The sequence below is a fragment of the Pseudomonas sp. LB3P25 genome, from assembly GCF_054897985.1.
This window is the reverse complement of record NZ_CM142711.1, coordinates 6536488-6561168: the sequence shown is the minus strand read 5'-3', so window position 1 is coordinate 6561168 and position 24681 is coordinate 6536488. Positions and strand designations below refer to the sequence as shown.

14 protein-coding genes, 6 tRNA genes and 3 rRNA genes are annotated in these 24681 nt (G+C 54.3%); 22 read left to right on the top strand and 1 reads right to left on the bottom strand.

Features of this window, described 5'->3' with window-relative positions:
• Position 1: 1 nt before the first annotated feature.
• Positions 2-1426, bottom strand: coding sequence for a peptidoglycan DD-metalloendopeptidase family protein (locus tag ACYZTW_RS30285; protein ID WP_462002938.1), 1425 nt, complete (start codon positions 1424-1426; stop codon positions 2-4).
• 212 nt (positions 1427-1638) lie between these two features.
• Here ACYZTW_RS30285 and tyrS point away from each other — a divergent pair, with 212 nt between their 5' ends.
• The 22 genes from tyrS (at position 1639) to rpoC (ending at position 24621) form a co-directional block, all read left to right on the top strand.
• Positions 1639-2838 carry a tyrosine--tRNA ligase gene (gene tyrS, locus ACYZTW_RS30280; protein WP_056741332.1) on the top strand — a complete coding sequence of 400 codons (1200 nt, stop codon included), beginning with the start codon at positions 1639-1641 and terminating at the stop codon, positions 2836-2838.
• 552 nt (positions 2839-3390) lie between these two features.
• Positions 3391-4929 (top strand): 16S ribosomal RNA (locus ACYZTW_RS30275).
• A gap of 82 nt (positions 4930-5011) precedes the next feature.
• Positions 5012-5088: transfer RNA gene (locus tag ACYZTW_RS30270), tRNA-Ile, on the top strand.
• Between the two features lie 27 nt (positions 5089-5115).
• Positions 5116-5191: transfer RNA gene (locus ACYZTW_RS30265), tRNA-Ala, on the top strand.
• Positions 5192-5427: 236 nt separating this feature from the next.
• Positions 5428-8319 (top strand): 23S ribosomal RNA (locus ACYZTW_RS30260).
• Between the two features lie 167 nt (positions 8320-8486).
• Positions 8487-8602: ribosomal RNA gene (gene rrf / locus ACYZTW_RS30255) — 5S ribosomal RNA — on the top strand.
• The 16S, 23S and 5S rRNA genes sit together here with 2 tRNA genes alongside, the layout of an rRNA operon.
• A 135-nt stretch (positions 8603-8737) precedes the next feature.
• Positions 8738-9697, top strand: coding sequence for a bifunctional biotin--[acetyl-CoA-carboxylase] ligase/biotin operon repressor BirA (gene birA / locus ACYZTW_RS30250; RefSeq protein ID WP_462002937.1), 960 nt, complete (start codon positions 8738-8740; stop codon positions 9695-9697).
• Positions 9687-10436, top strand: a complete 750-nt coding sequence (locus tag ACYZTW_RS30245; protein WP_462002936.1) for a pantothenate kinase — start codon at positions 9687-9689, stop codon at positions 10434-10436. The genes birA and ACYZTW_RS30245 overlap by 11 nt, the downstream gene beginning before the upstream one ends.
• A gap of 7 nt (positions 10437-10443) precedes the next feature.
• On the top strand, positions 10444-10884 hold the full coding sequence (locus ACYZTW_RS30240) for a hypothetical protein (RefSeq protein ID WP_462002935.1): 441 nt from the start codon (positions 10444-10446) through the stop codon (positions 10882-10884).
• 142 nt (positions 10885-11026) lie between these two features.
• Positions 11027-11111: transfer RNA gene (locus ACYZTW_RS30235), tRNA-Tyr, on the top strand.
• A 23-nt stretch (positions 11112-11134) separates the two neighbouring features.
• Positions 11135-11208, top strand: a tRNA-Gly gene (locus ACYZTW_RS30230).
• 26 nt (positions 11209-11234) lie between these two features.
• Positions 11235-11310, top strand: a tRNA-Thr gene (locus ACYZTW_RS30225).
• Between the two features lie 84 nt (positions 11311-11394).
• Positions 11395-12588, top strand: coding sequence for an elongation factor Tu (gene tuf, locus ACYZTW_RS30220; protein WP_019693885.1), 1194 nt, complete (start codon positions 11395-11397; stop codon positions 12586-12588).
• Between the two features lie 53 nt (positions 12589-12641).
• Positions 12642-12717 (top strand) — tRNA-Trp (locus tag ACYZTW_RS30215).
• Between the two features lie 45 nt (positions 12718-12762).
• Positions 12763-13131, top strand: a complete 369-nt coding sequence (gene secE, locus ACYZTW_RS30210) for a preprotein translocase subunit SecE (RefSeq protein ID WP_007896620.1) — start codon at positions 12763-12765, stop codon at positions 13129-13131.
• Positions 13132-13140: 9 nt separating this feature from the next.
• Positions 13141-13674, top strand: coding sequence for a transcription termination/antitermination protein NusG (gene nusG, locus ACYZTW_RS30205; RefSeq protein WP_007896622.1), 534 nt, complete (start codon positions 13141-13143; stop codon positions 13672-13674).
• A 117-nt stretch (positions 13675-13791) separates the two neighbouring features.
• The gene (rplK, locus tag ACYZTW_RS30200) at positions 13792-14223 is read left to right on the top strand and encodes a 50S ribosomal protein L11 (RefSeq protein ID WP_003210097.1); all 432 of its coding nucleotides are present in this window, start codon (positions 13792-13794) and stop codon (positions 14221-14223) included.
• Positions 14223-14918: a 50S ribosomal protein L1 gene (rplA, locus tag ACYZTW_RS30195; RefSeq protein WP_007896626.1), complete on the top strand. Its 696-nt coding sequence runs from the start codon at positions 14223-14225 to the stop codon at positions 14916-14918. The genes rplK and rplA overlap by 1 nt, the downstream gene beginning before the upstream one ends.
• 198 nt (positions 14919-15116) lie before the next feature.
• Positions 15117-15617: a 50S ribosomal protein L10 gene (gene rplJ, locus ACYZTW_RS30190; protein WP_008145489.1), complete on the top strand. Its 501-nt coding sequence runs from the start codon at positions 15117-15119 to the stop codon at positions 15615-15617.
• An 80-nt stretch (positions 15618-15697) separates the two neighbouring features.
• Positions 15698-16063 (top strand): 50S ribosomal protein L7/L12, encoded by a 366-nt coding sequence (gene rplL / locus ACYZTW_RS30185; protein ID WP_010467258.1) that lies wholly within the window; start codon positions 15698-15700, stop codon positions 16061-16063.
• A gap of 220 nt (positions 16064-16283) precedes the next feature.
• Complete coding sequence (rpoB, locus tag ACYZTW_RS30180; protein WP_462002933.1) at positions 16284-20357, top strand: DNA-directed RNA polymerase subunit beta; 4074 nt, start codon at positions 16284-16286, stop codon at positions 20355-20357.
• A gap of 64 nt (positions 20358-20421) precedes the next feature.
• Entirely contained in the window at positions 20422-24621 is a 4200-nt protein-coding gene (gene rpoC / locus ACYZTW_RS30175; RefSeq protein ID WP_007896632.1) for a DNA-directed RNA polymerase subunit beta', read from the top strand.
• The last annotated feature ends 60 nt before the right edge of the window (positions 24622-24681 follow it).

The window sequence follows — 24681 nt, the reverse complement described above, 5'->3', positions numbered from 1 at the left end:
CTTAGCGCTTGCTCGAAGCCAGCTGCGTGGATTTCTCTTGATCCATGCGCGCCATCAGCGGTTGGCTCTGCGCGAGGAAACGTGCGCGTTCAGCTTTGGAGATCGGATCGGCCATCGCCACCTTTTGGCCTAGTGGGTCGACGTGCACGCCATTGACCTGGAACTCGTAATGCAAATGCGGTCCGGTGGAAAGTCCGGTGGTGCCGATGTAGCCGATCACCTGGCCTTGTTTGACGCTACTGCCAGTCTGCACGCCTTTGGCAAAGCCCTGCATGTGGCCGTACAGCGTACGGTAGGTGCTGCCGTGCTGGATGATCACGGTATTGCCGTAGCCACCGCGGCGGCCGGCCAACAACACTTTGCCGTCACCGGCTGCCTTGATTGGGGTGCCACGCGGCGCTGCATAGTCGACGCCTTTGTGGGCGCGGATCTTGTTCAGGATCGGGTGCTTGCGGCCCATTGAGAATTTCGAGCTGATGCGGGCGAAGTCCACCGGGGTACGGATAAACGCCTTGCGCATGCTGTTGCCGTCAGCAGTGTAGTAGCTGCTGTTGCCTTGTTTGTTGGTGTAACGCACGGCGGTGTAGGTCTTGCCGCGGTTGGTGAAGCGAGCGGAAAGGATCGGACCATTGCCGACAGCCTTGCCGTTGACGACTTTCTGTTCGTAGATGACATCGAACTCGTCACCCTGGCGAATGTCCTGGGCGAAGTCGACGTCATAGCCAAATACGCTGGCCATGTCCATGGTCAGGCTGTGGGACAGCCCGGCGCGTGCAGCGGACTGCGACAGCGAACTGTTGATCACGCCATGAACGTAGGCAGAGCGCACGGTCGGCTTGGCGGTAATGCGGTTGAATGCATAACCCTTGTCATTCTTGGTCAAGGTGATGCTTTCGACGTCGCTGACCTTGCTGTGCAGGTTGGTCAGTTGGCCATCGGGGCTTAGTTCGAATTCAAGTTTCTGGCCATGTTTGAGTTGGCTGAACTGCTTGGCTTGCTTGTCACTGGCCAGCACCTCATGCACTGAAGCTGCTGGAAGACCGACTTTCTCGAACAGTGTGGAGAGTGTATCGCCTTTGGAAACGATCACTTCCCTGTGGTTTGGAGACTTTTTTTCTTCGATCACAGGCGCCGGTGCGGGCGCGGCCTGAGCGGTTTCCTGGGGTTCTTCGGCGCTGTTTTCGATCTGCGCGAAAGGGGAAGCTGCTGGCTCATTTGTGGCCTGGACGGCCTCGGCAGCGTCTTGATCTTGTGTCAGTTGTTCAGCAGGACTTTCCAGTTCAAGACTCAGGGTTGTCTTTTTGGCTTCAACATCACTGGAAGGAAATACCAGAAGCGCCAGGCTCAGAAGGGCGGCGATGCCACTTGCTGCGAGCAGGTGGGTCTTCGGGTAAAGCGGCGGCGCTTTAGACGATTCTTTGGTCATAGGTAATTTTTGACTTTGAAAAAGATGAATTGGAAAAGATGAATGACATGATGAAGATGAAATAACTGTATAAAATATAACCAAATCATCTCTGAAGCAAGTCCGCGAACACTGTGTCCGTGGATTGGCATCCGTGCGCCGGGCAGAACTTGTATTTGACGCGCGATCTTGTATGGTTGGTTCCCTTTGAATTCGAGCCTTGCGGGTCTGTTATGAAGTCGGTTGAAGAGCAGCTAGCGCTGATCAAACGTGGTGCGGAAGAACTGTTGGTCGAGTCCGAGCTGATCGAAAAGCTCAAGCGTGGCCAGCCGCTACGTATTAAGGCAGGCTTCGATCCGACCGCGCCGGATTTGCACCTGGGCCATACCGTGCTTATTAATAAGCTGCGCCAGTTCCAGGAGCTGGGGCATCAGGTGATCTTTCTTATAGGTGACTTCACCGGGATGATCGGCGATCCGAGCGGCAAGAGTGCGACACGTCCTCCTCTTACCCGCGAGCAGGTTCTCGAGAATGCCGAGACGTACAAGACTCAGGTTTTCAAGATTCTTGATCCGGCGAAAACTGAAGTTGCGTTCAACTCCACCTGGATGGATCAGATGGGGCCGGCTGACTTCATTCGCCTGACCTCGCAATACACCGTGGCTCGCATGCTCGAGCGCGACGACTTCTACAAGCGCTACACGACCAATCAGCCAATCGCCATTCACGAGTTCCTCTATCCGTTGGTTCAGGGGTATGACTCGGTCGCTTTGCGCGCGGATGTCGAGCTGGGTGGTACCGATCAGAAGTTCAACCTGTTGATGGGGCGTGAGTTGCAGCGTGGTTATGGTCAAGAGGCTCAATGCATTCTGACCATGCCGCTGCTCGAAGGTCTGGATGGCGTGAAGAAGATGTCCAAGTCCTTGGGCAACTACGTGGGTATTCAGGAAGCGCCGGGTGTGATGTACGGCAAACTGGTTTCCATTCCGGATGCGCTGATGTGGCGCTACTTCGAATTGCTCAGCTTCCGTTCCATGGATGAGATCAATGCATTCCGTGCCGATGTCGAGGCGGGTGCCAATCCGCGTGATATCAAGATCAAGCTGGCCGAAGAGATCGTCGCGCGTTTCCATGGTGAGGAGGCGGCTGCTAATGCTCATCGTGCGGCGGGTAACCGTATGAAGGAAGGCGAGTTGCCGGACGATCTGCCGGAGATCGAATTGACTGCTACTGAAGACATGCCGATCGCTGCTGTCCTTAATAAGGCGGGCTTGGTCAAGAACTCGGCTGTCGCGCGAGACCTTCTGGGGTCTGGTGGTGTGCGTATAGATGGTGAGGTTGTTGATCGCACCTTTATATACGTACTGGGCGCGACTCATGTTTGTCAGGCTGGAAAGAAGGCATTTGCGCGTATTACGCTCAAATCCGAATAAAGCTGAAATTAGGGGTTGACGGCAGATTCTGGAAGTCTATAATTCGCCCCACTTCCGGCGCAGTCGAAACGGAAAACTCCTTGGTAAACAAAGAGTTATGCAGTTTTCGGCAGCCAGTTGCTTCAGTTCATCGAAGCCTGGAAGGAGTTGAAAGAGCGGGGTTGTTTGGCTCTTTTAACGGTTCGATCTTCTCGGTCGAAAGCGGTGAAAAAGAGGTGTTGACAGCAGCGAGTAACGCTGTAGAATTCGCCTCCCGCTAACGAGAGATCGAAAGCGCAAGTGGTTGAAGTTGCAAAGGAAACTTTGAAAACTTCGAAAAATAACCGCTTGACAGCAACAGAGGCTGCTGTAGAATGCGCGCCTCGGTTGAGACGAAAGATCTTAACCAACCGCTCTTTAACAACTGAATCAAGCAATTCGTGTGGGTGCTTGTGGAGTCAGACTGATAGTCAACAAGATTATCAGCATCACAAGTTACTCCGCGAGAAATCAAAGATGTAACCAACGATTGCTGAGCCAAGTTTAGGGTTTCTTAAAAACCCAAAGATGTTTGAACTGAAGAGTTTGATCATGGCTCAGATTGAACGCTGGCGGCAGGCCTAACACATGCAAGTCGAGCGGCAGCACGGGTACTTGTACTTGGTGGCGAGCGGCGGACGGGTGAGTAATGCCTAGGAATCTGCCTGGTAGTGGGGGATAACGCTCGGAAACGGACGCTAATACCGCATACGTCCTACGGGAGAAAGCAGGGGACCTTCGGGCCTTGCGCTATCAGATGAGCCTAGGTCGGATTAGCTAGTTGGTGAGGTAATGGCTCACCAAGGCGACGATCCGTAACTGGTCTGAGAGGATGATCAGTCACACTGGAACTGAGACACGGTCCAGACTCCTACGGGAGGCAGCAGTGGGGAATATTGGACAATGGGCGAAAGCCTGATCCAGCCATGCCGCGTGTGTGAAGAAGGTCTTCGGATTGTAAAGCACTTTAAGTTGGGAGGAAGGGCATTAACCTAATACGTTGGTGTCTTGACGTTACCGACAGAATAAGCACCGGCTAACTCTGTGCCAGCAGCCGCGGTAATACAGAGGGTGCAAGCGTTAATCGGAATTACTGGGCGTAAAGCGCGCGTAGGTGGTTCGTTAAGTTGGATGTGAAATCCCCGGGCTCAACCTGGGAACTGCATTCAAAACTGTCGAGCTAGAGTATGGTAGAGGGTGGTGGAATTTCCTGTGTAGCGGTGAAATGCGTAGATATAGGAAGGAACACCAGTGGCGAAGGCGACCACCTGGACTGATACTGACACTGAGGTGCGAAAGCGTGGGGAGCAAACAGGATTAGATACCCTGGTAGTCCACGCCGTAAACGATGTCAACTAGCCGTTGGGAGCCTTGAGCTCTTAGTGGCGCAGCTAACGCATTAAGTTGACCGCCTGGGGAGTACGGCCGCAAGGTTAAAACTCAAATGAATTGACGGGGGCCCGCACAAGCGGTGGAGCATGTGGTTTAATTCGAAGCAACGCGAAGAACCTTACCAGGCCTTGACATCCAATGAACTTTCCAGAGATGGATGGGTGCCTTCGGGAACATTGAGACAGGTGCTGCATGGCTGTCGTCAGCTCGTGTCGTGAGATGTTGGGTTAAGTCCCGTAACGAGCGCAACCCTTGTCCTTAGTTACCAGCACGTTATGGTGGGCACTCTAAGGAGACTGCCGGTGACAAACCGGAGGAAGGTGGGGATGACGTCAAGTCATCATGGCCCTTACGGCCTGGGCTACACACGTGCTACAATGGTCGGTACAGAGGGTTGCCAAGCCGCGAGGTGGAGCTAATCCCAGAAAACCGATCGTAGTCCGGATCGCAGTCTGCAACTCGACTGCGTGAAGTCGGAATCGCTAGTAATCGCGAATCAGAATGTCGCGGTGAATACGTTCCCGGGCCTTGTACACACCGCCCGTCACACCATGGGAGTGGGTTGCACCAGAAGTAGCTAGTCTAACCTTCGGGAGGACGGTTACCACGGTGTGATTCATGACTGGGGTGAAGTCGTAACAAGGTAGCCGTAGGGGAACCTGCGGCTGGATCACCTCCTTAATCGACGACATCAGCTGCTCCATAAGTTCCCACACGAATTGCTTGATTCATTGAAGAAGACGATAAGAAGCAGCCCGAAATTGGGTCTGTAGCTCAGTTGGTTAGAGCGCACCCCTGATAAGGGTGAGGTCGGCAGTTCGAATCTGCCCAGACCCACCAATTTTGTGTGGGAACCTGTAGTAATACGGGGCCATAGCTCAGCTGGGAGAGCGCCTGCCTTGCACGCAGGAGGTCAACGGTTCGATCCCGTTTGGCTCCACCACTACTGCTTCTGTTTGTTGAAAGCTTAGAAATGAGCATTCCATCGTTGAGATGGTGAATGTTGATTTCTAGTCTTTGGCTAGATCGTTCTTTAAAAATTTGGGTATGTGATAGAAAGATAGACTGGACCACACTTTCACTGGTGTGGGATCAGGCTAAGGTAAAATTTGTGAGTTAAATTGCGAATTTTCGGCGAATGTCGTCTTCACAGTATAACCAGATTGCTTGGGGTTATATGGTCAAGTGAAGAAGCGCATACGGTGGATGCCTTGGCAGTCAGAGGCGATGAAAGACGTGGTAGCCTGCGAAAAGCTTCGGGGAGTCGGCAAACAGACTTTGATCCGGAGATGTCTGAATGGGGGAACCCAGCCATCATAAGATGGTTATCTTAAGCTGAATACATAGGCTTAAGAGGCGAACCAGGGGAACTGAAACATCTAAGTACCCTGAGGAAAAGAAATCAACCGAGATTCCCTTAGTAGTGGCGAGCGAACGGGGACTAGCCCTTAAGTGGCTTTGAGATTAGCGGAACGCTCTGGAAAGTGCGGCCATAGTGGGTGATAGCCCTGTACGCGAAAATCTCTTAGTCATGAAATCGAGTAGGACGGAGCACGAGAAACTTTGTCTGAATATGGGGGGACCATCCTCCAAGGCTAAATACTACTGACTGACCGATAGTGAACTAGTACCGTGAGGGAAAGGCGAAAAGAACCCCGGAGAGGGGAGTGAAATAGATCCTGAAACCGTATGCGTACAAGCAGTGGGAGCCCACTTTGTTGGGTGACTGCGTACCTTTTGTATAATGGGTCAGCGACTTATTTTCAGTGGCGAGCTTAACCGAATAGGGGAGGCGTAGCGAAAGCGAGTCTTAATAGGGCGTCTAGTCGCTGGGAATAGACCCGAAACCGGGCGATCTATCCATGGGCAGGTTGAAGGTTGGGTAACACTAACTGGAGGACCGAACCGACTACCGTTGAAAAGTTAGCGGATGACCTGTGGATCGGAGTGAAAGGCTAATCAAGCTCGGAGATAGCTGGTTCTCCTCGAAAGCTATTTAGGTAGCGCCTCATGTATCACTGTAGGGGGTAGAGCACTGTTTCGGCTAGGGGGTCATCCCGACTTACCAAACCGATGCAAACTCCGAATACCTACAAGTGCCGAGCATGGGAGACACACGGCGGGTGCTAACGTCCGTCGTGAAAAGGGAAACAACCCAGACCGTCAGCTAAGGTCCCAAAGTTATGGTTAAGTGGGAAACGATGTGGGAAGGCTTAGACAGCTAGGAGGTTGGCTTAGAAGCAGCCACCCTTTAAAGAAAGCGTAATAGCTCACTAGTCGAGTCGGCCTGCGCGGAAGATGTAACGGGGCTCAAACCATACACCGAAGCTACGGGTATCACTTAGGTGATGCGGTAGAGGAGCGTTCTGTAAGCCTGTGAAGGTGAGTTGAGAAGCTTGCTGGAGGTATCAGAAGTGCGAATGCTGACATGAGTAACGACAATGGGTGTGAAAAACACCCACGCCGAAAGACCAAGGTTTCCTGCGCAACGTTAATCGACGCAGGGTTAGTCGGTCCCTAAGGCGAGGCTGAAAAGCGTAGTCGATGGAAAACAGGTTAATATTCCTGTACTTCTGGTTATTGCGATGGAGGGACGGAGAAGGCTAGGCCAGCTTGGCGTTGGTTGTCCAAGTTTAAGGTGGTAGGCTGGAATCTTAGGTAAATCCGGGATTCTAAGGCCGAGAGCTGATGACGAGTTACCCTCTGGGTGACGAAGTGGTTGATGCCATGCTTCCAAGAAAAGCTTCTAAGCTTCAGGTAACCAGGAACCGTACCCCAAACCGACACAGGTGGTTGGGTAGAGAATACCAAGGCGCTTGAGAGAACTCGGGTGAAGGAACTAGGCAAAATGGCACCGTAACTTCGGGAGAAGGTGCGCCGGTGAGGGTGAAGCATTTACTGCGTAAGCCCATGCCGGTCGAAGATACCAGGCCGCTGCGACTGTTTATTAAAAACACAGCACTCTGCAAACACGAAAGTGGACGTATAGGGTGTGACGCCTGCCCGGTGCCGGAAGGTTAATTGATGGGGTTAGCTAACGCGAAGCTCTTGATCGAAGCCCCGGTAAACGGCGGCCGTAACTATAACGGTCCTAAGGTAGCGAAATTCCTTGTCGGGTAAGTTCCGACCTGCACGAATGGCGTAACGATGGCGGCGCTGTCTCCACCCGAGACTCAGTGAAATTGAAATCGCTGTGAAGATGCAGTGTATCCGCGGCTAGACGGAAAGACCCCGTGAACCTTTACTATAGCTTTGCACTGGACTTTGAATTTGCTTGTGTAGGATAGGTGGGAGGCTTTGAAGCGTGGACGCCAGTTCGCGTGGAGCCAACCTTGAAATACCACCCTGGCAACTTTGAGGTTCTAACTCAGGTCCGTTATCCGGATCGAGGACAGTGTATGGTGGGTAGTTTGACTGGGGCGGTCTCCTCCTAAAGAGTAACGGAGGAGTACGAAGGTGCGCTCAGACCGGTCGGAAATCGGTCGTAGAGTATAAAGGCAAAAGCGCGCTTGACTGCGAGACAGACACGTCGAGCAGGTACGAAAGTAGGTCTTAGTGATCCGGTGGTTCTGTATGGAAGGGCCATCGCTCAACGGATAAAAGGTACTCCGGGGATAACAGGCTGATACCGCCCAAGAGTTCATATCGACGGCGGTGTTTGGCACCTCGATGTCGGCTCATCACATCCTGGGGCTGAAGCCGGTCCCAAGGGTATGGCTGTTCGCCATTTAAAGTGGTACGCGAGCTGGGTTTAGAACGTCGTGAGACAGTTCGGTCCCTATCTGCCGTGGACGTTTGAGATTTGAGAGGGGCTGCTCCTAGTACGAGAGGACCGGAGTGGACGAACCTCTGGTGTTCCGGTTGTCACGCCAGTGGCATTGCCGGGTAGCTATGTTCGGAATAGATAACCGCTGAAAGCATCTAAGCGGGAAACTAGCCTCAAGATGAGATCTCACTGGGACCTTGAGTCCCCTGAAGGGCCGTCGAAGACTACGACGTTGATAGGTTGGGTGTGTAAGCGCTGTGAGGCGTTGAGCTAACCAATACTAATTGCCCGTGAGGCTTGACCATATAACACCCAAGCAATTTGCGTCGGCTCCTTAATAAAGAGCAGCAGATTGCGGTGTGTGAAGACGACACGAACCGAAAGTTCGAGATACTCACAAAACACCAACCTATCGCATACCCATTCGCTGGAGCGTGAACCTGCAAAGGCCCACGACCTGGCTACCGAATTTCTTGACGACCATAGAGCATTGGAACCACCTGATCCCATCCCGAACTCAGCAGTGAAACGATGCATCGCCGATGGTAGTGTGGGGTTTCCCCATGTGAGAGTAGGTCATCGTCAAGATTAAATTCCGAAACCCCTATCTGCGTATGCAGGTAGGGGTTTTGTTTTGTCCGCAGGAAAACTGACCTGTAGGGTTTCTATGCAATGGCGCGGGGCATGGCTATCATGCGGACCTCATTGTGAGGCGAGACTTGCATGCTGACGTTGTTAAAGCTTCTTAAAGATGGCCGATTCCATTCGGGTCAGGCCCTGGGTGTTGCCTTGGGTGTCAGTCGTAGCGCCGTTTGGAAGCAGCTTCAGCATTTGGAAGCTGAGCTGGGATTATCCATTCATAAGGTGCGGGGGCGCGGCTATCAACTGGCTGCGCCATTGACGCTGCTTGATCCTGTCGAGATAAGAGAGCGGGCGCCTTCTTGTAATTGGCCCATCCTGGTTTTCGATTCAATTGACTCCACTAATGCCGAGGCTCTGCGTGCCATAGAGCGGGGTCAGGCGGCCCCCTTTCTGGTGCTTGCCGAACGGCAAACCGCAGGTCGCGGGCGGCGTGGACGAAAATGGGCGAGCCCATTCGCGGAAAACATCTATTACAGCCTAGTGCTGCGTATTGACGGTGGAATGCGTCAGCTGGAAGGCTTGAGTCTAGTTGTTGGGCTCGCCGTCATGCAGGCCTTGCGAGAGCTTGGTATTTCGGGGGCTGGATTGAAGTGGCCCAACGACGTCCTGGTTGGTCAGAAAAAGATTGCCGGGATATTGCTCGAGCTGGTGGGGGATCCTGCCGATGTGTGTCACGTTGTGCTGGGTGTGGGGATTAATGTGAACATGCAGATTACCGATGAGGTAGATCAGCAGTGGACGTCCATGCGGCTCGAGTCGGGCAAAGTGTTTGATCGAAATCATTTGGTCGGGGAGTTGGGCGCGATGCTCCAGGCATATCTGTGTCGTCATCAAGTCGACGGATTTTCAGCTATCCAGGCAGAGTGGGAGCAAAATCATCTCTGGCAGGGGCGGGCCGTGTCGTTGATCGCTGGTGTTAACCATATAGATGGCGAAGTGCTGGGTATTGATAGTCAGGGTGCTCTGCGCTTGAAGGTGGGTGGTGTGGAAAAAGTCTTTAGTGGTGGTGAGCTCAGCCTGAGGTTGCGTGATGATTCTTGAGCTCGACTGCGGAAACAGTTTCATTAAGTGGCGTGTGCTCGACGCTGATGTTTGGCGGGTGGTTGGCGAGGGAGTCGTTGATTCGGATCTCGCTTTGCTGGAGAGCCTGAAAGCGCTCAAGGGGCTCGCTCTCAAGTTTTGTCGGTTGGTGAGTGTCAGGACCGCTGAAGAAACCAGTGCGCTGATTTTTCTGCTGACAGAAGCTTTTGGTGTTTCAGTGGTATGTGCAGAACCGTCCCGTGAAATGTCCGGGGTTCGCAATGGCTATGATGAGTTCGAGCGGTTAGGACTCGACCGTTGGCTGGCGATGCTTGGGGGGTTCCATCTGGCCTCGGGCGCGTGCCTTGTGCTTGATTTTGGTACGGCTGTTACTGCGGACTTCATCTCCAGGGATGGAGAGCATCTCGGAGGATTCATATGCCCGGGTATGCCGCTGATGCGAAACCAATTGCGTACCCACACCCGTAGAATTCGTTATGGTGATCTGGCAGCCGAGCGCGCTCTGGAAAGTCTTATCCCTGGTCGGACAACTGTCGAAGCGGTCGAGCGGGGGTGCTCGTTGATGCTAAGAGGCTTTGTCCTGACACAGCTAGAGCTTGCGCGTAGCTATTGGGGAGACGACTTTACTGTGTTCCTTACTGGAGGAGATGCAGACCTGGTTTCCGAAATCGTGCCTGAGGCCAGGGTGGTTCCCGATCTGGTGTTTGTAGGCTTGGCTATGGCATGCCCCTTGTCCTGAGGTTTCTATGCGTTGGTTGTTTCTGCTGCTGCTTGTTCTCAATGTGTTCTATTACATCTGGCACCAACAAGAGGCTCCTTTGCGTGCAAAGGACGTAACCCCTTTGAGTTTGTATCGGGGTTCGCAGCAGGATATTCGCTTGTTGAGTGAGACGACTGACGCGGCTCGTGATAAAGGAAAGCCTTCCCAGGCAGACGATGGTTGCCTCTATCTGGGTGGTTTTGCTCGTCAGGAAGCGATTCAGGCGGTCGAGCGGCGATTGAGCGGTATGGAAATCAAGTTCGAGTCCTTGCTGAAGGCTCCCGCCGAGTCTGATGGTTACTGGGTGCGTGTGGCACCAGAAAGCCGGCGCTGGCTCGATGACTCGCAGCTGAAAAACCTTTCTAGAGAATTCAATGAGTTAAAACATAAAATAATGCCGTGCGAGGGGGTTGCACCCGTCGAATAGTTTGCATAGAATGGCGCCCGCTTCGCAGTGAAGACCTTTGATGGTTAACGCAGCAAGGCGACGTCAACGCAGCTAACCTCAGGTTTTTAATGAGAAAATGCTTGACAGAAGGCCGGCATGATATAGAATGCCGGCTCGCTTAGGAGGGGTTCCCGAGCGGCCAAAGGGATCAGACTGTAAATCTGACGTCTACGACTTCGAAGGTTCGAATCCTTCCCCCTCCACCATTTTTAGCGAGAGCTGCAAGCTCGCGGGTATAGTTTAGTGGTAGAACCTCAGCCTTCCAAGCTGATGATGCGGGTTCGATTCCCGCTACCCGCTCCAAGTTTGCAGATCCTGCACAGCGTTACGCTCTTGTAGCTCAGTTGGTAGAGCACACCCTTGGTAAGGGTGAGGTCAGCGGTTCAAATCCGCTCAAGAGCTCCATATAACAAGGCAGATATGAAAATATCTGCCTTTGTTTTAATGGCTTGTTTGACCTGCTCAATTCTTCTCCTGGGGGTGATTTTGATGGCTAAGGAAAAGTTCGAACGTAATAAGCCGCACGTCAACGTTGGTACTATTGGTCACGTCGACCACGGTAAAACCACTCTGACTGCAGCCTTGACCCGTGTTTGTTCCGAGGTTTTCGGTTCGGCAAAGGTCGACTTCGACAAGATCGATAGCGCCCCTGAAGAAAAAGCTCGTGGTATTACCATCAACACCGCTCACGTTGAGTACGATTCGGCCGTGCGTCACTACGCACACGTTGACTGCCCTGGTCACGCCGACTACGTAAAAAACATGATTACCGGTGCTGCCCAGATGGATGGTGCGATTCTGGTTTGCTCGGCCGCTGATGGTCCGATGCCGCAAACCCGTGAGCATATCCTGCTGTCCCGTCAGGTTGGCGTTCCGTACATCGTTGTCTTCCTGAATAAGGCTGACATGGTTGACGATGCTGAGCTGCTGGAGTTGGTTGAGATGGAAGTGCGCGACCTGCTGAGCGCTTACGATTTCCCAGGTGATGACACTCCGATCATCATTGGTTCGGCGCTGATGGCGCTGAACGGTCAAGACGATAACGAGATGGGCACCACTGCCGTCAAGAAGTTGGTCGAGACTCTGGATAGCTACATTCCGCAGCCTGAGCGCGCTATTGATAAGCCGTTCCTGATGCCGATCGAGGATGTATTCTCGATCTCCGGTCGCGGTACTGTTGTGACTGGTCGTGTTGAGCGTGGCATTGTTCGCATTCAGGAAGAAGTTGAGATTGTTGGTCTTCGTGACACTGTCAAAACTACTTGCACTGGTGTTGAAATGTTTCGCAAGCTGCTCGACGAAGGTCGTGCTGGCGAGAACTGCGGCGTTTTGCTGCGTGGTACCAAGCGTGATGATGTTGAGCGTGGCCAGGTTCTGGTCAAGCCGGGCACCGTCAAGCCGCATACCAAGTTCACTGCTGAGGTTTACGTTCTGAGCAAGGAGGAGGGTGGTCGTCATACGCCATTCTTCAAGGGCTATCGTCCACAGTTCTACTTCCGTACGACTGATGTGACTGGTAACTGCGAGCTGCCAGAAGGTGTTGAGATGGTGATGCCGGGTGACAACGTTCAAATGACCGTCACTCTGATCAAAACCATCGCAATGGAAGATGGTCTGCGTTTCGCTATCCGTGAAGGCGGTCGTACCGTCGGCGCTGGTGTCGTAGCTAAGGTTATCGAGTAAATTGTTGTAATGTCTTTTTCGGGCCGGCATAATGGTCGGCCTGATTTTGTTTTAGGTCAGTAGCTCAATTGGCAGAGCGACGGTCTCCAAAACCGTAGGTTGGGGGTTCGATTCCCTCCTGACCTGCCAGATTCACTTGGTGTGTCTGGCTTTCTTTTCACAGGATCTTCATAGATGACTCCTAAGGCTGAAGCTCAAGGCTCTCGCTTCGATCTGCTCAAGTGGCTAGTAGTAGTCGCTTTGGTGGTTGTTGGCGTTGTTGGCAATCAGTATTACTCTGCTTCGCCGATCCTGTACCGCGTACTCGCTTTGCTTGTCATTGCTGCTGTAGCTGCCTTTGTAGGCCTGCAGACAGTCAAGGGCAAGTCTTTCTTTGTACTGGTTAAGGAAGCTCGCACCGAGATTCGTAAAGTCGTATGGCCAACTCGCCAAGAAACCACGCAGACCACGTTGATTGTTGTGGCTGTTGTTCTGGTTATGGCGTTGCTGTTGTGGGGGCTTGATTCCCTGCTCGGCTGGCTTGTTTCCTTGATTGTCGGCTAAGGGTGTCCCGTGGCTAAGCGTTGGTACGTTGTGCATGCTTACTCCGGTTACGAGAAGCATGTCATGCGCTCGTTGGTAGAGCGCGTAAAGCTGGCTGGCATGGAAGATGGCTTCGGCGAAATTCTGGTTCCCACTGAAGAAGTGGTTGAAATGCGTAATGGCCAGAAACGCAAAAGCGAGCGCAAGTTCTTCCCAGGTTATGTGCTGGTTCAGATGGATATGAATGAGGGTACTTGGCACTTGGTCAAGGATACTCCTCGGGTGATGGGTTTCATTGGCGGTACCGCTGATAAGCCTGCGCCAATCACAGATAAAGAGGCAGAAGCGATTCTGCGTCGCGTCGCTGATGGTAGTGACAAGCCGAAGCCGAAGACGTTGTTCGAGCCAGGCGAGTCGGTGCGCGTTAACGACGGTCCGTTTGCCGATTTTACTGGCACGGTCGAAGAAGTTAACTACGAGAAGAGCCGGATCCAAGTGGCAGTGCTCATTTTCGGTCGCTCTACTCCGGTAGAGTTAGAGTTCAGCCAGGTCGAAAAGGTCTAGCTGGGCAAGCATCCCAACCCCGCAGCCCTAGGCTGTGGGGTTTTGTCGTCACTGGGATAAACGCGCAAGTAACCGGGGAGCCTTTCGAGGCGTTCGAACCCGTAATTGGAGTGCCTCATGGCCAAGAAGATTACCGCTTACATCAAGCTGCAAGTGAAAGCCGCTCAGGCTAACCCAAGCCCACCTGTTGGTCCTGCTCTGGGTCAGCACGGCGTGAACATCATGGAATTCTGCAAGGCTTTCAACGCCCGTACTCAGGGTATTGAGCCAGGTCTGCCGACTCCAGTGATCATCACTGTCTACAGCGACCGTAGCTTCACTTTCGAAACCAAATCCACACCTGCTTCGGTTCTGCTGAAGAAGGCTGCTGGTCTGACTAGCGGTTCCGCTCGTCCGAACACCGTTAAGGTTGGCACCGTTACCCGTGCTCAGCTGGAAGAAATCGCGAAAACCAAAAACGCGGATCTGACTGCAGCTGATATGGACGCGGCCGTGCGTACTATCGCCGGTTCTGCTCGTAGCATGGGCCTTAACGTGGAGGGTGTGTAATGGCTAAGTTGACCAAGCGTCAAAAGGCTATCGCCGGCAAAATCGAAGCAGGCAAGTCCTACAACTTTGTAGACGCTGCCGCTCTGCTGGCTGAGCTGTCGACTGTCAAGTTCAGCGAGTCGTTCGACGTTGCTGTAAACTTGGGTGTTGACCCGCGTAAATCCGACCAGGTCGTTCGTAGCGCTACTGTGCTGCCACACGGCACTGGCAAGACTGTTCGCGTTGCTGTGTTCACCCAGGGTCCGGCTGCTGAGGCCGCTTTGGCTGCCGGCGCTGACCGTGTAGGTATGGACGATCTGGCTGCCGAAATGAAAGGCGGCGACCTGAACTATGACGTAGTTATCGCATCCCCGGATGCAATGCGCGTTGTGGGTCAGTTGGGTCAGATCCTCGGCCCACGTGGCCTGATGCCTAACCCTAAAGTCGGCACCGTAACCCCAGACGTAGCTACCGCGGTTAAAAACGCCAAGGCTGGTCAGGTTCGTTATCGCACCGACAAAAACGGCATCATCCACACCTCCGTTGGCAAGGTCGGTTTCGACGCCGTCAAGCTGAAGGAAAACGTTGAAGCCCTGATCGCTGATCTGAAGCGTATCAAGCCAGCTTCCTCGAAAGGTATTTACGTCAAGCGCGTTACCCTGAGCACCACCATGGGTCCAGGTCTGGTCATCGACCAAGGCTCGCTCGACGCGTAAGACACAGGTTGGCGCAAGCGATTGCGCCAATTGAAAGATTGGGGTCCCTGCCTGGCGGGGGCTATCCAAGACCGTAGGCGACGCAAGTCTTAAACCTCAAGCCTACGCAGATGGTGCTCCCGGTTCCTTACCGAATCAGACACCAAAACGACATCTGGCCTCGGTTGGATGAAACGGTAACAAGCAGGAGTTTTTCCCGTGGCAATTAAACTTGAAGACAAGAAGGCCATCGTCGCTGAAGTCAACAAGGCTGCCCAAGTTGCTCTGTCCGCTGTCGTGGCTGATGCCCGTGGCGTAACAGTAGGCGCTATGACCGGACTCCGTAAAGAGGCTCGTGAAGCTGGCGTATACGTACGTGTTGTACGTAACACCCTGCTCAAGCGCGCCGTTGCTGGCACTCAATATGACGTGCTCAACGACGTGTTCACCGGCCCGACCTTGATTGCATTCTCCAAAGATCATCCGGGCGCTGCTGCCCGTATCTTCAAAGAGTTCGCAAAAGGTCAGGATAAGTTCGAGATCAAGGCAGCTGCGTTCGAGGGCAAGTTCCTCGCAGCTAATCAGATCGACGTACTGGCAAGCCTGCCGACCCGTGACGAAGCAATTTCTCAGCTGATGAGCGTGATTCAAGGCGCAACCAGCAAATTGGCTCGTACTCTGGCGGCTCTTCGCGACCAGAAAGAAGCTGCCGCAGCCTAAGGCTGAGCGACTCCTTTCAGCGTTTATTGTTTATTTCGATGGCCGCGTAGGCTGTCACCCCAATACAGGAATTTATAGTCATGTCTCTGACTAACGACCAAATCATCGAAGCAATCGGCGAAAAATCCGTTCTGGAAATCGTTGAGCTGATCAAGGCCATGGAAGAGAAGTTCGGCGTTTCCGCTGCCGCTGCTTCCGCTGGTCCAGCTGCTGTCGCTGCCGTTGTTGAAGAACAAACTGAATTCAACGTCATGCTGCTGGAAGCTGGCGAGAAGAAAGTTAACGTGATCAAGGCAGTACGTGAACTGACCGGTCTGGGCTTGAAAGAAGCCAAGGCTGTAGTTGACGGCGCTCCTGGCATGGTTCTGGAAGCTGTTTCGAAAGACGCAGCTGACAAAGCCAAAGCCACTCTGGAAGAAGCAGGCGCTAAAGTCGAGCTGAAGTAAGCATCGACTTTGCGTCTCCAGCCCGAGCGTTAAGCGAAAGGCTGATGGCTGGTGGCTCTTGCCACCGGCCTTTTTCCGTTATTGGCAGCCGACTGGGTCGGTGTCGATAACGAGCTGTAACCACCCGATGCGGTGGCGCAAACCATGGGGTTTGCACGATTTTCTGGCTGCTCCCGTCGGGAGGGGCCAAACAAGCAGGTGACCAAGCTGGGGAACGCTGATGGCTTACTCATATACTGAGAAAAAACGTATCCGCAAGGACTTTAGCAAGTTGCCGGACGTCATGGATGTGCCGTACCTCCTGGCCATCCAGCTGGATTCGTATCGTGAATTCTTGCAAGCGGGAGCGACTAAAGATCAGTTCCGCGACGTGGGCCTGCATGCGGCCTTCAAATCCGTTTTCCCGATCATCAGCTACTCCGGCAATGCTGCGCTGGAGTACGTCGGTTATCGCCTGGGCGAACCGGCATTTGATGTCAAAGAATGCGTATTGCGCGGTGTAACTTACGCCGTACCTTTGCGGGTAAAAGTGCGCCTGATCATTTTCGACAAAGAATCGTCGAACAAAGCGATCAAGGACATCAAAGAGCAAGAAGTCTACATGGGTGAAATCCCCCTGATGACTGAGAACGGTACCTTCGTAATCAACGGTACCGAGCGTGTAATCGTTTCCCAGCTGCACCGTTCCCCGGGCGTGTTCTTCGACCACGACCGCGGCAAGACGCACAGCTCCGGCAAACTGTTGTACTCGGCGCGGATCATTCCTTACCGCGGTTCGTGGCTGGACTTCGAGTTCGACCCGAAAGACTGCGTATTCGTGCGTATCGACCGTCGTCGCAAGCTGCCTGCATCGGTACTGCTGCGCGCGCTCGGCTATACCACTGAAGAAGTGCTCGACGCGTTCTACACCACCAACGTCTTCCACGTGCAGGGTGAAAACCTCAGCCTGGAACTGGTGCCTCAGCGCCTGCGTGGTGAAATTGCTGTCCTGGATATCCTGGATGACAAAGGCAAGGTTATTGTCGAGCAAGGTCGTCGTATCACTGCTCGCCACATCAACCAGCTGGAAAAAGCCGGGATCAAAGAGCTGCAAGTGCCTCTGGACTACGTCCTGGGTCGCACTACAGCCAAGGTCATCGTGCATCCGGCAACCGGCGAAATCCTGGCAGAGTGCAACACTGAGCTGAACACCGAGATCCTGGCGAAAATCGCCAAGTCCCAGGTTGTTCGCATCGAAACTCTGTACACCAACGATATCGACTGCGGTCCGTTCGTCTCCGATACTCTGAAGATCGACTCCACCAGCAACCAATTGGAAGCGCTGGTCGAGATCTATCGCATGATGCGTCCAGGCGAGCCGCCAACCAAAGACGCTGCCGAGACCCTGTTCAACAACCTGTTCTTCAGCCCTGAGCGCTATGACCTGTCTGCGGTCGGCCGGATGAAGTTCAACCGTCGTATCGGTCGTACCGAGATCGAAGGTTCGGGCGTGTTGTGCAAAGAAGACATCGTCGCGGTCCTGAAGACTCTGGTCGACATCCGTAACGGTAAAGGCATCGTCGATGACATCGACCACCTGGGTAACCGTCGTGTTCGCTGCGTAGGCGAAATGGCCGAAAACCAGTTCCGCGTTGGCTTGGTGCGTGTTGAGCGTGCGGTCAAAGAGCGTCTGTCGATGGCTGAAAGCGAAGGCCTGATGCCGCAAGACCTGATCAACGCCAAGCCAGTGGCTGCGGCGGTGAAAGAGTTCTTCGGTTCCAGCCAGCTTTCCCAGTTCATGGACCAGAACAACCCGCTGTCCGAGATCACCCACAAGCGTCGTGTTTCTGCACTCGGCCCTGGCGGTTTGACTCGTGAGCGTGCTGGCTTTGAAGTTCGTGACGTACACCCGACTCACTACGGTCGTGTATGCCCGATTGAAACGCCGGAAGGTCCGAACATCGGTCTGATCAACTCCCTGGCCGCCTATGCGCGCACCAACCAGTACGGCTTCCTCGAAAGCCCGTACCGTGTGGTGAAAGACGCTCTGGTCACCGACGAGATCGTGTTCCTGTCCGCCATCGAAGAAGCTGATCACGTGATCGCTCAGGCTTCGGCCACGATGAACGACAAGAAAATGCTGATCGACGAACTGGTAGCTGTTCGTCACTTGAACGAGTTCACCGTCAAGGCGCCGGAAGACGTCACCTTGATGGACGTATCGCCGAAGCAGGTAGTTTCGGTTGCAGCGTCGCTGATCCCGTTCCTCGAGCACGATGACGCCAACCGTGCGTTGATGGGTTCGAACATGCAGCGTCAAGCTGTACCCACCCTGCGCGCTGACAAGCCGTTGGTCGGTACCGGTATGGAGCGTAACGTAGCTCGTGACTCCGGCGTTTGCGTCGTGGCTCGTCGCGGCGGCGTGATCGACTCCGTTGATGCCAGCCGTATCGTGGTTCGTGTTGCTGATGATGAAGTTGAAACCGGTGAAGCTGGTGTCGACATCTACAACCTGACCAAATACACCCGCTCCAACCAGAACACCTGCATCAACCAGCGTCCGCTGGTGCGTAAAGGTGATCGGGTTCAGCGCAGCGACATCATGGCTGACGGTCCGTCCACCGACATGGGTGAACTGGCGCTGGGTCAGAACATGCGCATCGCGTTCATGGCCTGGAACGGTTACAACTTCGAAGACTCCATCTGCCTGTCGGAACGAGTTGTTCAAGAAGATCGCTTTACCACGATCCACATTCAGGAACTGACCTGTGTGGCACGTGACACCAAGCTTGGGCCAGAGGAAATCACTGCAGACATCCCGAACGTGGGTGAAGCTGCACTGAACAAGCTGGACGAAGCCGGTATCGTTTACGTAGGTGCTGAAGTTGGCGCAGGCGACATCCTGGTTGGTAAGGTCACTCCGAAAGGCGAGACCCAACTGACTCCGGAAGAGAAGCTGTTGCGTGCCATCTTCGGTGAAAAAGCCAGCGACGTTAAAGACACCTCCCTGCGTGTGCCTACCGGCACCAAGGGTACCGTCATCGACGTACAGGTCTTCACCCGTGACGGCGTTGAGCGTGATGCTCGTGCACTGTCGATCGAGAAGACTCAACTCGACGAGATCCGCAAGGACCTGAACGAAGAGTTCCGTATCGTTGAAGGCGCCACTTTCGAACGTCTGCGTTCCGCTCTGGTCGGCCACAAAGCCGAAGGCGGCGCCGGTCTGAAGAAAGGTCAGGAAATCACCGACGAAGTTCTCGACGGTCTTGAGCATGGCCAGTGGTTCAAACTGCGCATGGCTGAAGATGCTCTGAACGAGCAGCTCGAGAAGGCTCAGGCCTACATCGTTGATCGCCGCCGTCTGCTGGACGACAAGTTCGAAGACAAGAAGCGCAAACTGCAGCAGGGCGATGACCTGGCTCCAGGCGTGCTGAAAATCGTCAAGGTTTACCTGGCAATCCGTCGCCGCATCCAGCCGGGCGACAAGATGGCCGGTCGTCACGGTAACAAAGGTGTGGTCTCCGTGATCATGCCGGTTGAAGACATGCCGCACGATGCCAATGGCACCCCGGTCGACGTCGTCCTCAACCCGTTGGGCGTACCTTCGCGTATGAACGTTGGTCAGATCCTTGAAACCCACCTCGGCCTCGCGGCTAAAGGTTTGGGCGAGAAGATCAACCGGATGATCGAAGAGCAGCGCAAAGTCGCTGAGCTTCGTAAATTCCTCGACGAGATCTACAACCAGATCGGCGGTCGTAACGAAGATCTGGATAGCTTCTCCGACCAGGAAATCCTGGATCTGGCGAAGAACCTGCGTGGCGGCGTTCCAATGGCCACTCCAGTGTTCGACGGTGCCAAGGAAAGCGAAATCAAGGCCATGCTGAAACTGGCAGACCTGCCAGAAAGCGGCCAGATGCAGCTGACTGACGGCCGTACCGGCAACAAGTTCGAGCGCCCGGTTACTGTTGGCTACATGTACATGCTGAAGCTGAACCACTTGGTAGACGACAAGATGCACGCTCGTTCTACTGGTTCGTACAGCCTGGTTACCCAGCAGCCGCTGGGTGGTAAGGCGCAGTTCGGTGGTCAGCGTTTCGGGGAGATGGAGGTCTGGGCACTGGAAGCATACGGTGCTGCTTACACTCTGCAAGAAATGCTCACAGTGAAGTCGGACGATGTGAACGGCCGTACCAAGATGTACAAAAACATCGTGGATGGCGATCACCGTATGGAGCCGGGCATGCCCGAGTCTTTCAACGTGTTGATCAAGGAAATTCGTTCCCTCGGCATCGATATCGATCTGGAAACCGAATAACACGTGACGCGAATCGAGAGCGGGGCAGGATTGCCCGCTCTCTGCTCCGCCAGGAGGAAAGGCCTTGAAAGACCTACTGAATTTGCTGAAAAACCAGGGTCAAGTCGAAGAGTTCGACGCCATCCGTATTGGATTGGCATCGCCTGAGATGATCCGTTCGTGGTCGTTCGGTGAAGTTAAAAAGCCGGAAACCATCAACTACCGTACGTTCAAACCTGAGCGTGACGGCCTGTTCTGCGCCAAGATCTTTGGCCCGGTAAAGGATTACGAGTGCCTGTGCGGTAAGTACAAGCGCTTGAAGCACCGTGGTGTGATCTGCGAGAAGTGCGGCGTTGAAGTCGCGCTGGCCAAAGTTCGTCGTGAGCGCATGGCGCACATCGAACTGGCTTCGCCAGTAGCCCACATCTGGTTCCTGAAATCGCTGCCGTCCCGTATCGGCTTGCTGATGGACATGACCCTGCGTGATATCGAACGCGTTCTCTACTTCGAGAGCTATGTCGTTATCGATCCAGGCATGACCACCCTTGAAAAAGGTCAGCTGCTCAACGACGAGCAGTACTTCGAAGCGCTGGAAGAGTTTGGCGACGATTTCGATGCCCGCATGGGTGCCGAAGCTGTCCGTGAGCTGCTGCACGCGATCGATCTGGAGCACGAGATTGGCCGTCTGCGTGAAGAAATTCCGCAAACCAACTCCGAAACTAAAATCAAGAAGCTGTCCAAGCGTCTGAAGTTGATGGAGGCCTTCCAGGGTTCCGGCAACCTTCCAGAATGGATGGTGCTGACCGTTCTGCCGGTTCTGCCGCCAGATCTGCGTCCACTGGTCCCGCTGGATGGCGGTCGCTTCGCGACTTCCGACCTCAACGATCTGTATCGTCGAGTGATCAACCGTAACAACCGCTTGAAGCGCCTGCTTGATCTGTCCGCTCCGGACATCATCGTGCGCAACGAAAAGCGTATGTTGCAGGAAGCCGTCGACGCACTGCTCGACAACGGTCGTCGTGGCCGCGCTATCACCGGTTCCAACAAGCGTCCTCTGAAATCCCTGGCTGACATGATCAAGGGTAAACAAGGTCGTTTCCGTCAGAACTTGCTCGGTAAGCGTGTTGACTACTCCGGTCGTTCGGTAATTACCGTAGGTCCGACCCTGCGTCTGCACCAGTGCGGTCTGCCGAAGAAAATGGCTCTCGAGCTGTTCAAACCGTTCATTTTCGGCAAGCTGGAAATGCGTGGTCTCGCTACCACCATCAAAGCAGCCAAGAAGATGGTCGAGCGCGAGCTGCCGGAAGTTTGGGACGTTCTCGCTGAAGTCATCCGCGAACACCCGGTTCTCCTCAACCGTGCACCGACCCTTCACCGTCTAGGTATCCAGGCATTTGAACCAGTACTGATCGAAGGTAAGGCTATCCAGCTGCACCCTCTGGTCTGTGCTGCGTACAACGCCGACTTCGACGGCGACCAAATGGCCGTGCACGTACCGCTGACACTGGAAGCCCAGTTGGAAGCGCGTGCGTTGATGATGTCGACCAACAACATTCTGTCGCCAGCCAACGGTGAGCCAATCATCGTTCCGTCGCAGGACGTTGTATTGGGTCTGTACTACATGACTCGTGAAGCGATCAACGCCAAGGGCGAAGGTCGTGTGTTCGCGGACCTGCAAGAAGTTGACCGTGTGTTCCGTGCCGGCGAAGCCGCACTGCACGCCAAGGTCAAAGTGCGGATCAACGAAACCGTCAACGATCGTGATGGTGGCAGCGTCAAGAACACCCGTATCGTCGACACCACTGTCGGCCGTGCGCTGTTGTTCCAGGTTGTACCACCTGGCCTGTCGTACGACGTCGTCAACCAGCCGATGAAGAAAAAGGCGATCTCCAAGCTGATCAACCAGTGCTACCGCGTGGTTGGTTTGAAAGAGACCGTGATCTTCGCTGACCAGTTGATGTACACCGGTTTTGCCTATTCGACCATTTCCGGCGTTTCCATCGGTGTTAACGACTTCGTTATCCCGGATGAAAAAGCCCGCATCATCGGTGCTGCTACCGACGAAGTGAAAGAGATCGAAAGTCAGTACGCCTCCGGCCTGGTAACCCAGGGCGAGAAGTACAACAAAGTGATCGACCTTTGGTCCAAGGCGAACGACGAAGTTTCCAAGGCGATGATGGCCAACCTCTCGAAAGAGAAAGTCATCGACCGTCATGGCGTCGAAGTCGACCAGGAATCCTTCAACTCGATGTACATGATGGCCGACTCGGGCGCACGGGGTTCTGCTGCGCAGATCCGTCAGCTCGCCGGTATGCGTGGCCTGATGGCCAAGCCGGACGGTTCCATCATCGAAACGCCGATTACTGCGAACTTCCGTGAAGGTTTGAGCGTACTTCAGTACTTCATCTCCACTCACGGTGCTCGTAAAGGTTTGGCGGATACCGCGTTGAAAACTGCGAACTCCGGTTACCTGACTCGTCGTCTGGTAGACGTGGCGCAGGATCTGGTTGTGACCGAGATCGATTGCGGCACCGAACATGGCCTGGTAATGACTCCGCACATTGAAGGCGGTGACGTTGTTGAGCCGTTGGGTGAGCGCGTATTGGGTCGTGTCATTGCCCGTGACGTGTTCAAGCCAGGTACCGAAGAAATCATCGTTCCTGCTGGCACGCTGGTAGACGAGAAGTGGGTCGAGTTCATCGAGCTGAACAGCATCGACGAAGTGATCGTGCGTTCGCCGATCAGCTGCGAAACCCGCTACGGCATTTGCGCCAAGTGCTACGGCCGTGACCTGGCTCGTGGTCACCAGGTGAACATCGGTGAAGCGGTCGGCGTAATTGCTGCCCAGTCCATCGGTGAGCCGGGTACCCAGCTGACCATGCGTACGTTCCACATTGGTGGTGCGGCAAGCCGGACCTCCGCAGCTGACAGCGTTCAGGTGAAGAATGGCGGTACCGTCCGTCTGCACAACCTGAAGCATGTTGAGCGAGTGGATGGTTGCCTGGTTGCTGTGTCCCGTTCCGGTGAGCTGGCAATCGCTGATGACTTCGGTCGTGAGCGCGAGCGTTACAAGCTGCCGTACGGTGCTGTGATTTCGGTTAAAGAAGGTGACAAGGTCGACGCCGGCGCAATCGTGGCCAAGTGGGATCCGCACACTCACCCAATCGTTACCGAAATGAAAGGTACCGTGACCTACGTGGGCATGGAAGAAGGCATCACGATCAAGCGTCAGACTGACGAATTGACCGGTATGACCAACATTGAAGTACTCGACGCCAAAGACCGTCCAGCTGCCGGTAAAGATATCCGTCCTGCTGTGAAGATGGTTGATGACAACGGCAAGGATCTCTTGCTGCCGGGTACCGACGTAATTGCTCAGTACTTCCTGCCTGCCAACGCCTTGGTCGGCGTGGCGGACGGTGCGAAAATCGCGATCGGTGACGTTATCGCTCGTATTCCGCAAGAGACTTCGAAGACTCGTGACATCACCGGTGGTCTGCCGCGTGTTGCCGACTTGTTCGAAGCTCGTCGTCCGAAAGAAGCCTCGATTCTGGCTGAAGTCAGCGGCACCATCGCGTTCGGTAAAGAGACCAAAGGCAAGCGCCGTCTGGTCATTACCCCGAATGACGGTAGCGATCCGTACGAAGAGCTGATTCCGAAGTGGCGTCACCTGAACGTCTTCGAAGGCGAACAGGTAAACCGCGGCGAAGTTATCTCCGACGGCCCGAGCGATCCACACGACATCCTGCGTCTGCTGGGTGTGAGTGCGCTGGCCAAGTACATCGTTAACGAGATCCAGGACGTTTACCGTCTGCAAGGCGTGAAGATCAACGACAAGCACATCGAGACCATCCTGCGTCAGATGCTGCGTAAAGTTGAAATCGCTGAATCCGGCGATTCCAGTTTCATCAAGGGCGATCAGATGGAATTGACTCACGTTCTGGTAGAGAACGAGCGTCTGGCTGGCGACGAGAAATTCGTTTCCAAGTTCACTCGCGTGCTGCTTGGTATCACCAAGGCGTCGTTGTCCACCGAATCGTTCATCTCGGCGGCTTCCTTCCAGGAAACCACCCGTGTACTGACCGAAGCGGCGGTAACCGGCAAGCGCGATTACCTGCGCGGCCTGAAAGAAAACGTGGTCGTGGGTCGTCTGATCCCGGCTGGTACCGGTCTGGCTTATCACAGTGAGCGCAAGCGCCGCCGTGATGCTGACAAACCGTTGCGCGTAAGCGCCAGTGAAGTGGAAGCTGCACTGACCGAAGCACTGAACTCGAGCGGTAACTGAGTTCTGTAGTAATAAGCGTGAGGCCCTGGCGGCCCCGCTCATCGAATCGAGACAATTTGT

Excerpts from the sequence above, each read along its gene's own strand:
- ACYZTW_RS30240 (WP_462002935.1), top strand. The coding sequence starts at position 10,444 with ATGCGTTGGTTGTTTCTGCTGCTGCTTGTTCTCAATGTGTTCTATTAC.
- rplA (WP_007896626.1), top strand. The coding sequence starts at position 14,223 with ATGGCTAAGTTGACCAAGCGTCAAAAGGCTATCGCCGGCAAAATCGAA.
- tyrS (WP_056741332.1), top strand. The coding sequence starts at position 1,639 with ATGAAGTCGGTTGAAGAGCAGCTAGCGCTGATCAAACGTGGTGCGGAA.
- rplL (WP_010467258.1), top strand. The coding sequence starts at position 15,698 with ATGTCTCTGACTAACGACCAAATCATCGAAGCAATCGGCGAAAAATCC.
- tuf (WP_019693885.1), top strand. The coding sequence starts at position 11,395 with ATGGCTAAGGAAAAGTTCGAACGTAATAAGCCGCACGTCAACGTTGGT.
- secE (WP_007896620.1), top strand. The coding sequence starts at position 12,763 with ATGACTCCTAAGGCTGAAGCTCAAGGCTCTCGCTTCGATCTGCTCAAG.
- ACYZTW_RS30245 (WP_462002936.1), top strand. The coding sequence starts at position 9,687 with ATGATTCTTGAGCTCGACTGCGGAAACAGTTTCATTAAGTGGCGTGTG.
- rpoB (WP_462002933.1), top strand. The coding sequence starts at position 16,284 with ATGGCTTACTCATATACTGAGAAAAAACGTATCCGCAAGGACTTTAGC.
- rplK (WP_003210097.1), top strand. The coding sequence starts at position 13,792 with ATGGCCAAGAAGATTACCGCTTACATCAAGCTGCAAGTGAAAGCCGCT.
- birA (WP_462002937.1), top strand. The coding sequence starts at position 8,738 with ATGCTGACGTTGTTAAAGCTTCTTAAAGATGGCCGATTCCATTCGGGT.
- ACYZTW_RS30285 (WP_462002938.1), bottom strand. The coding sequence starts at position 1,426 with ATGACCAAAGAATCGTCTAAAGCGCCGCCGCTTTACCCGAAGACCCAC.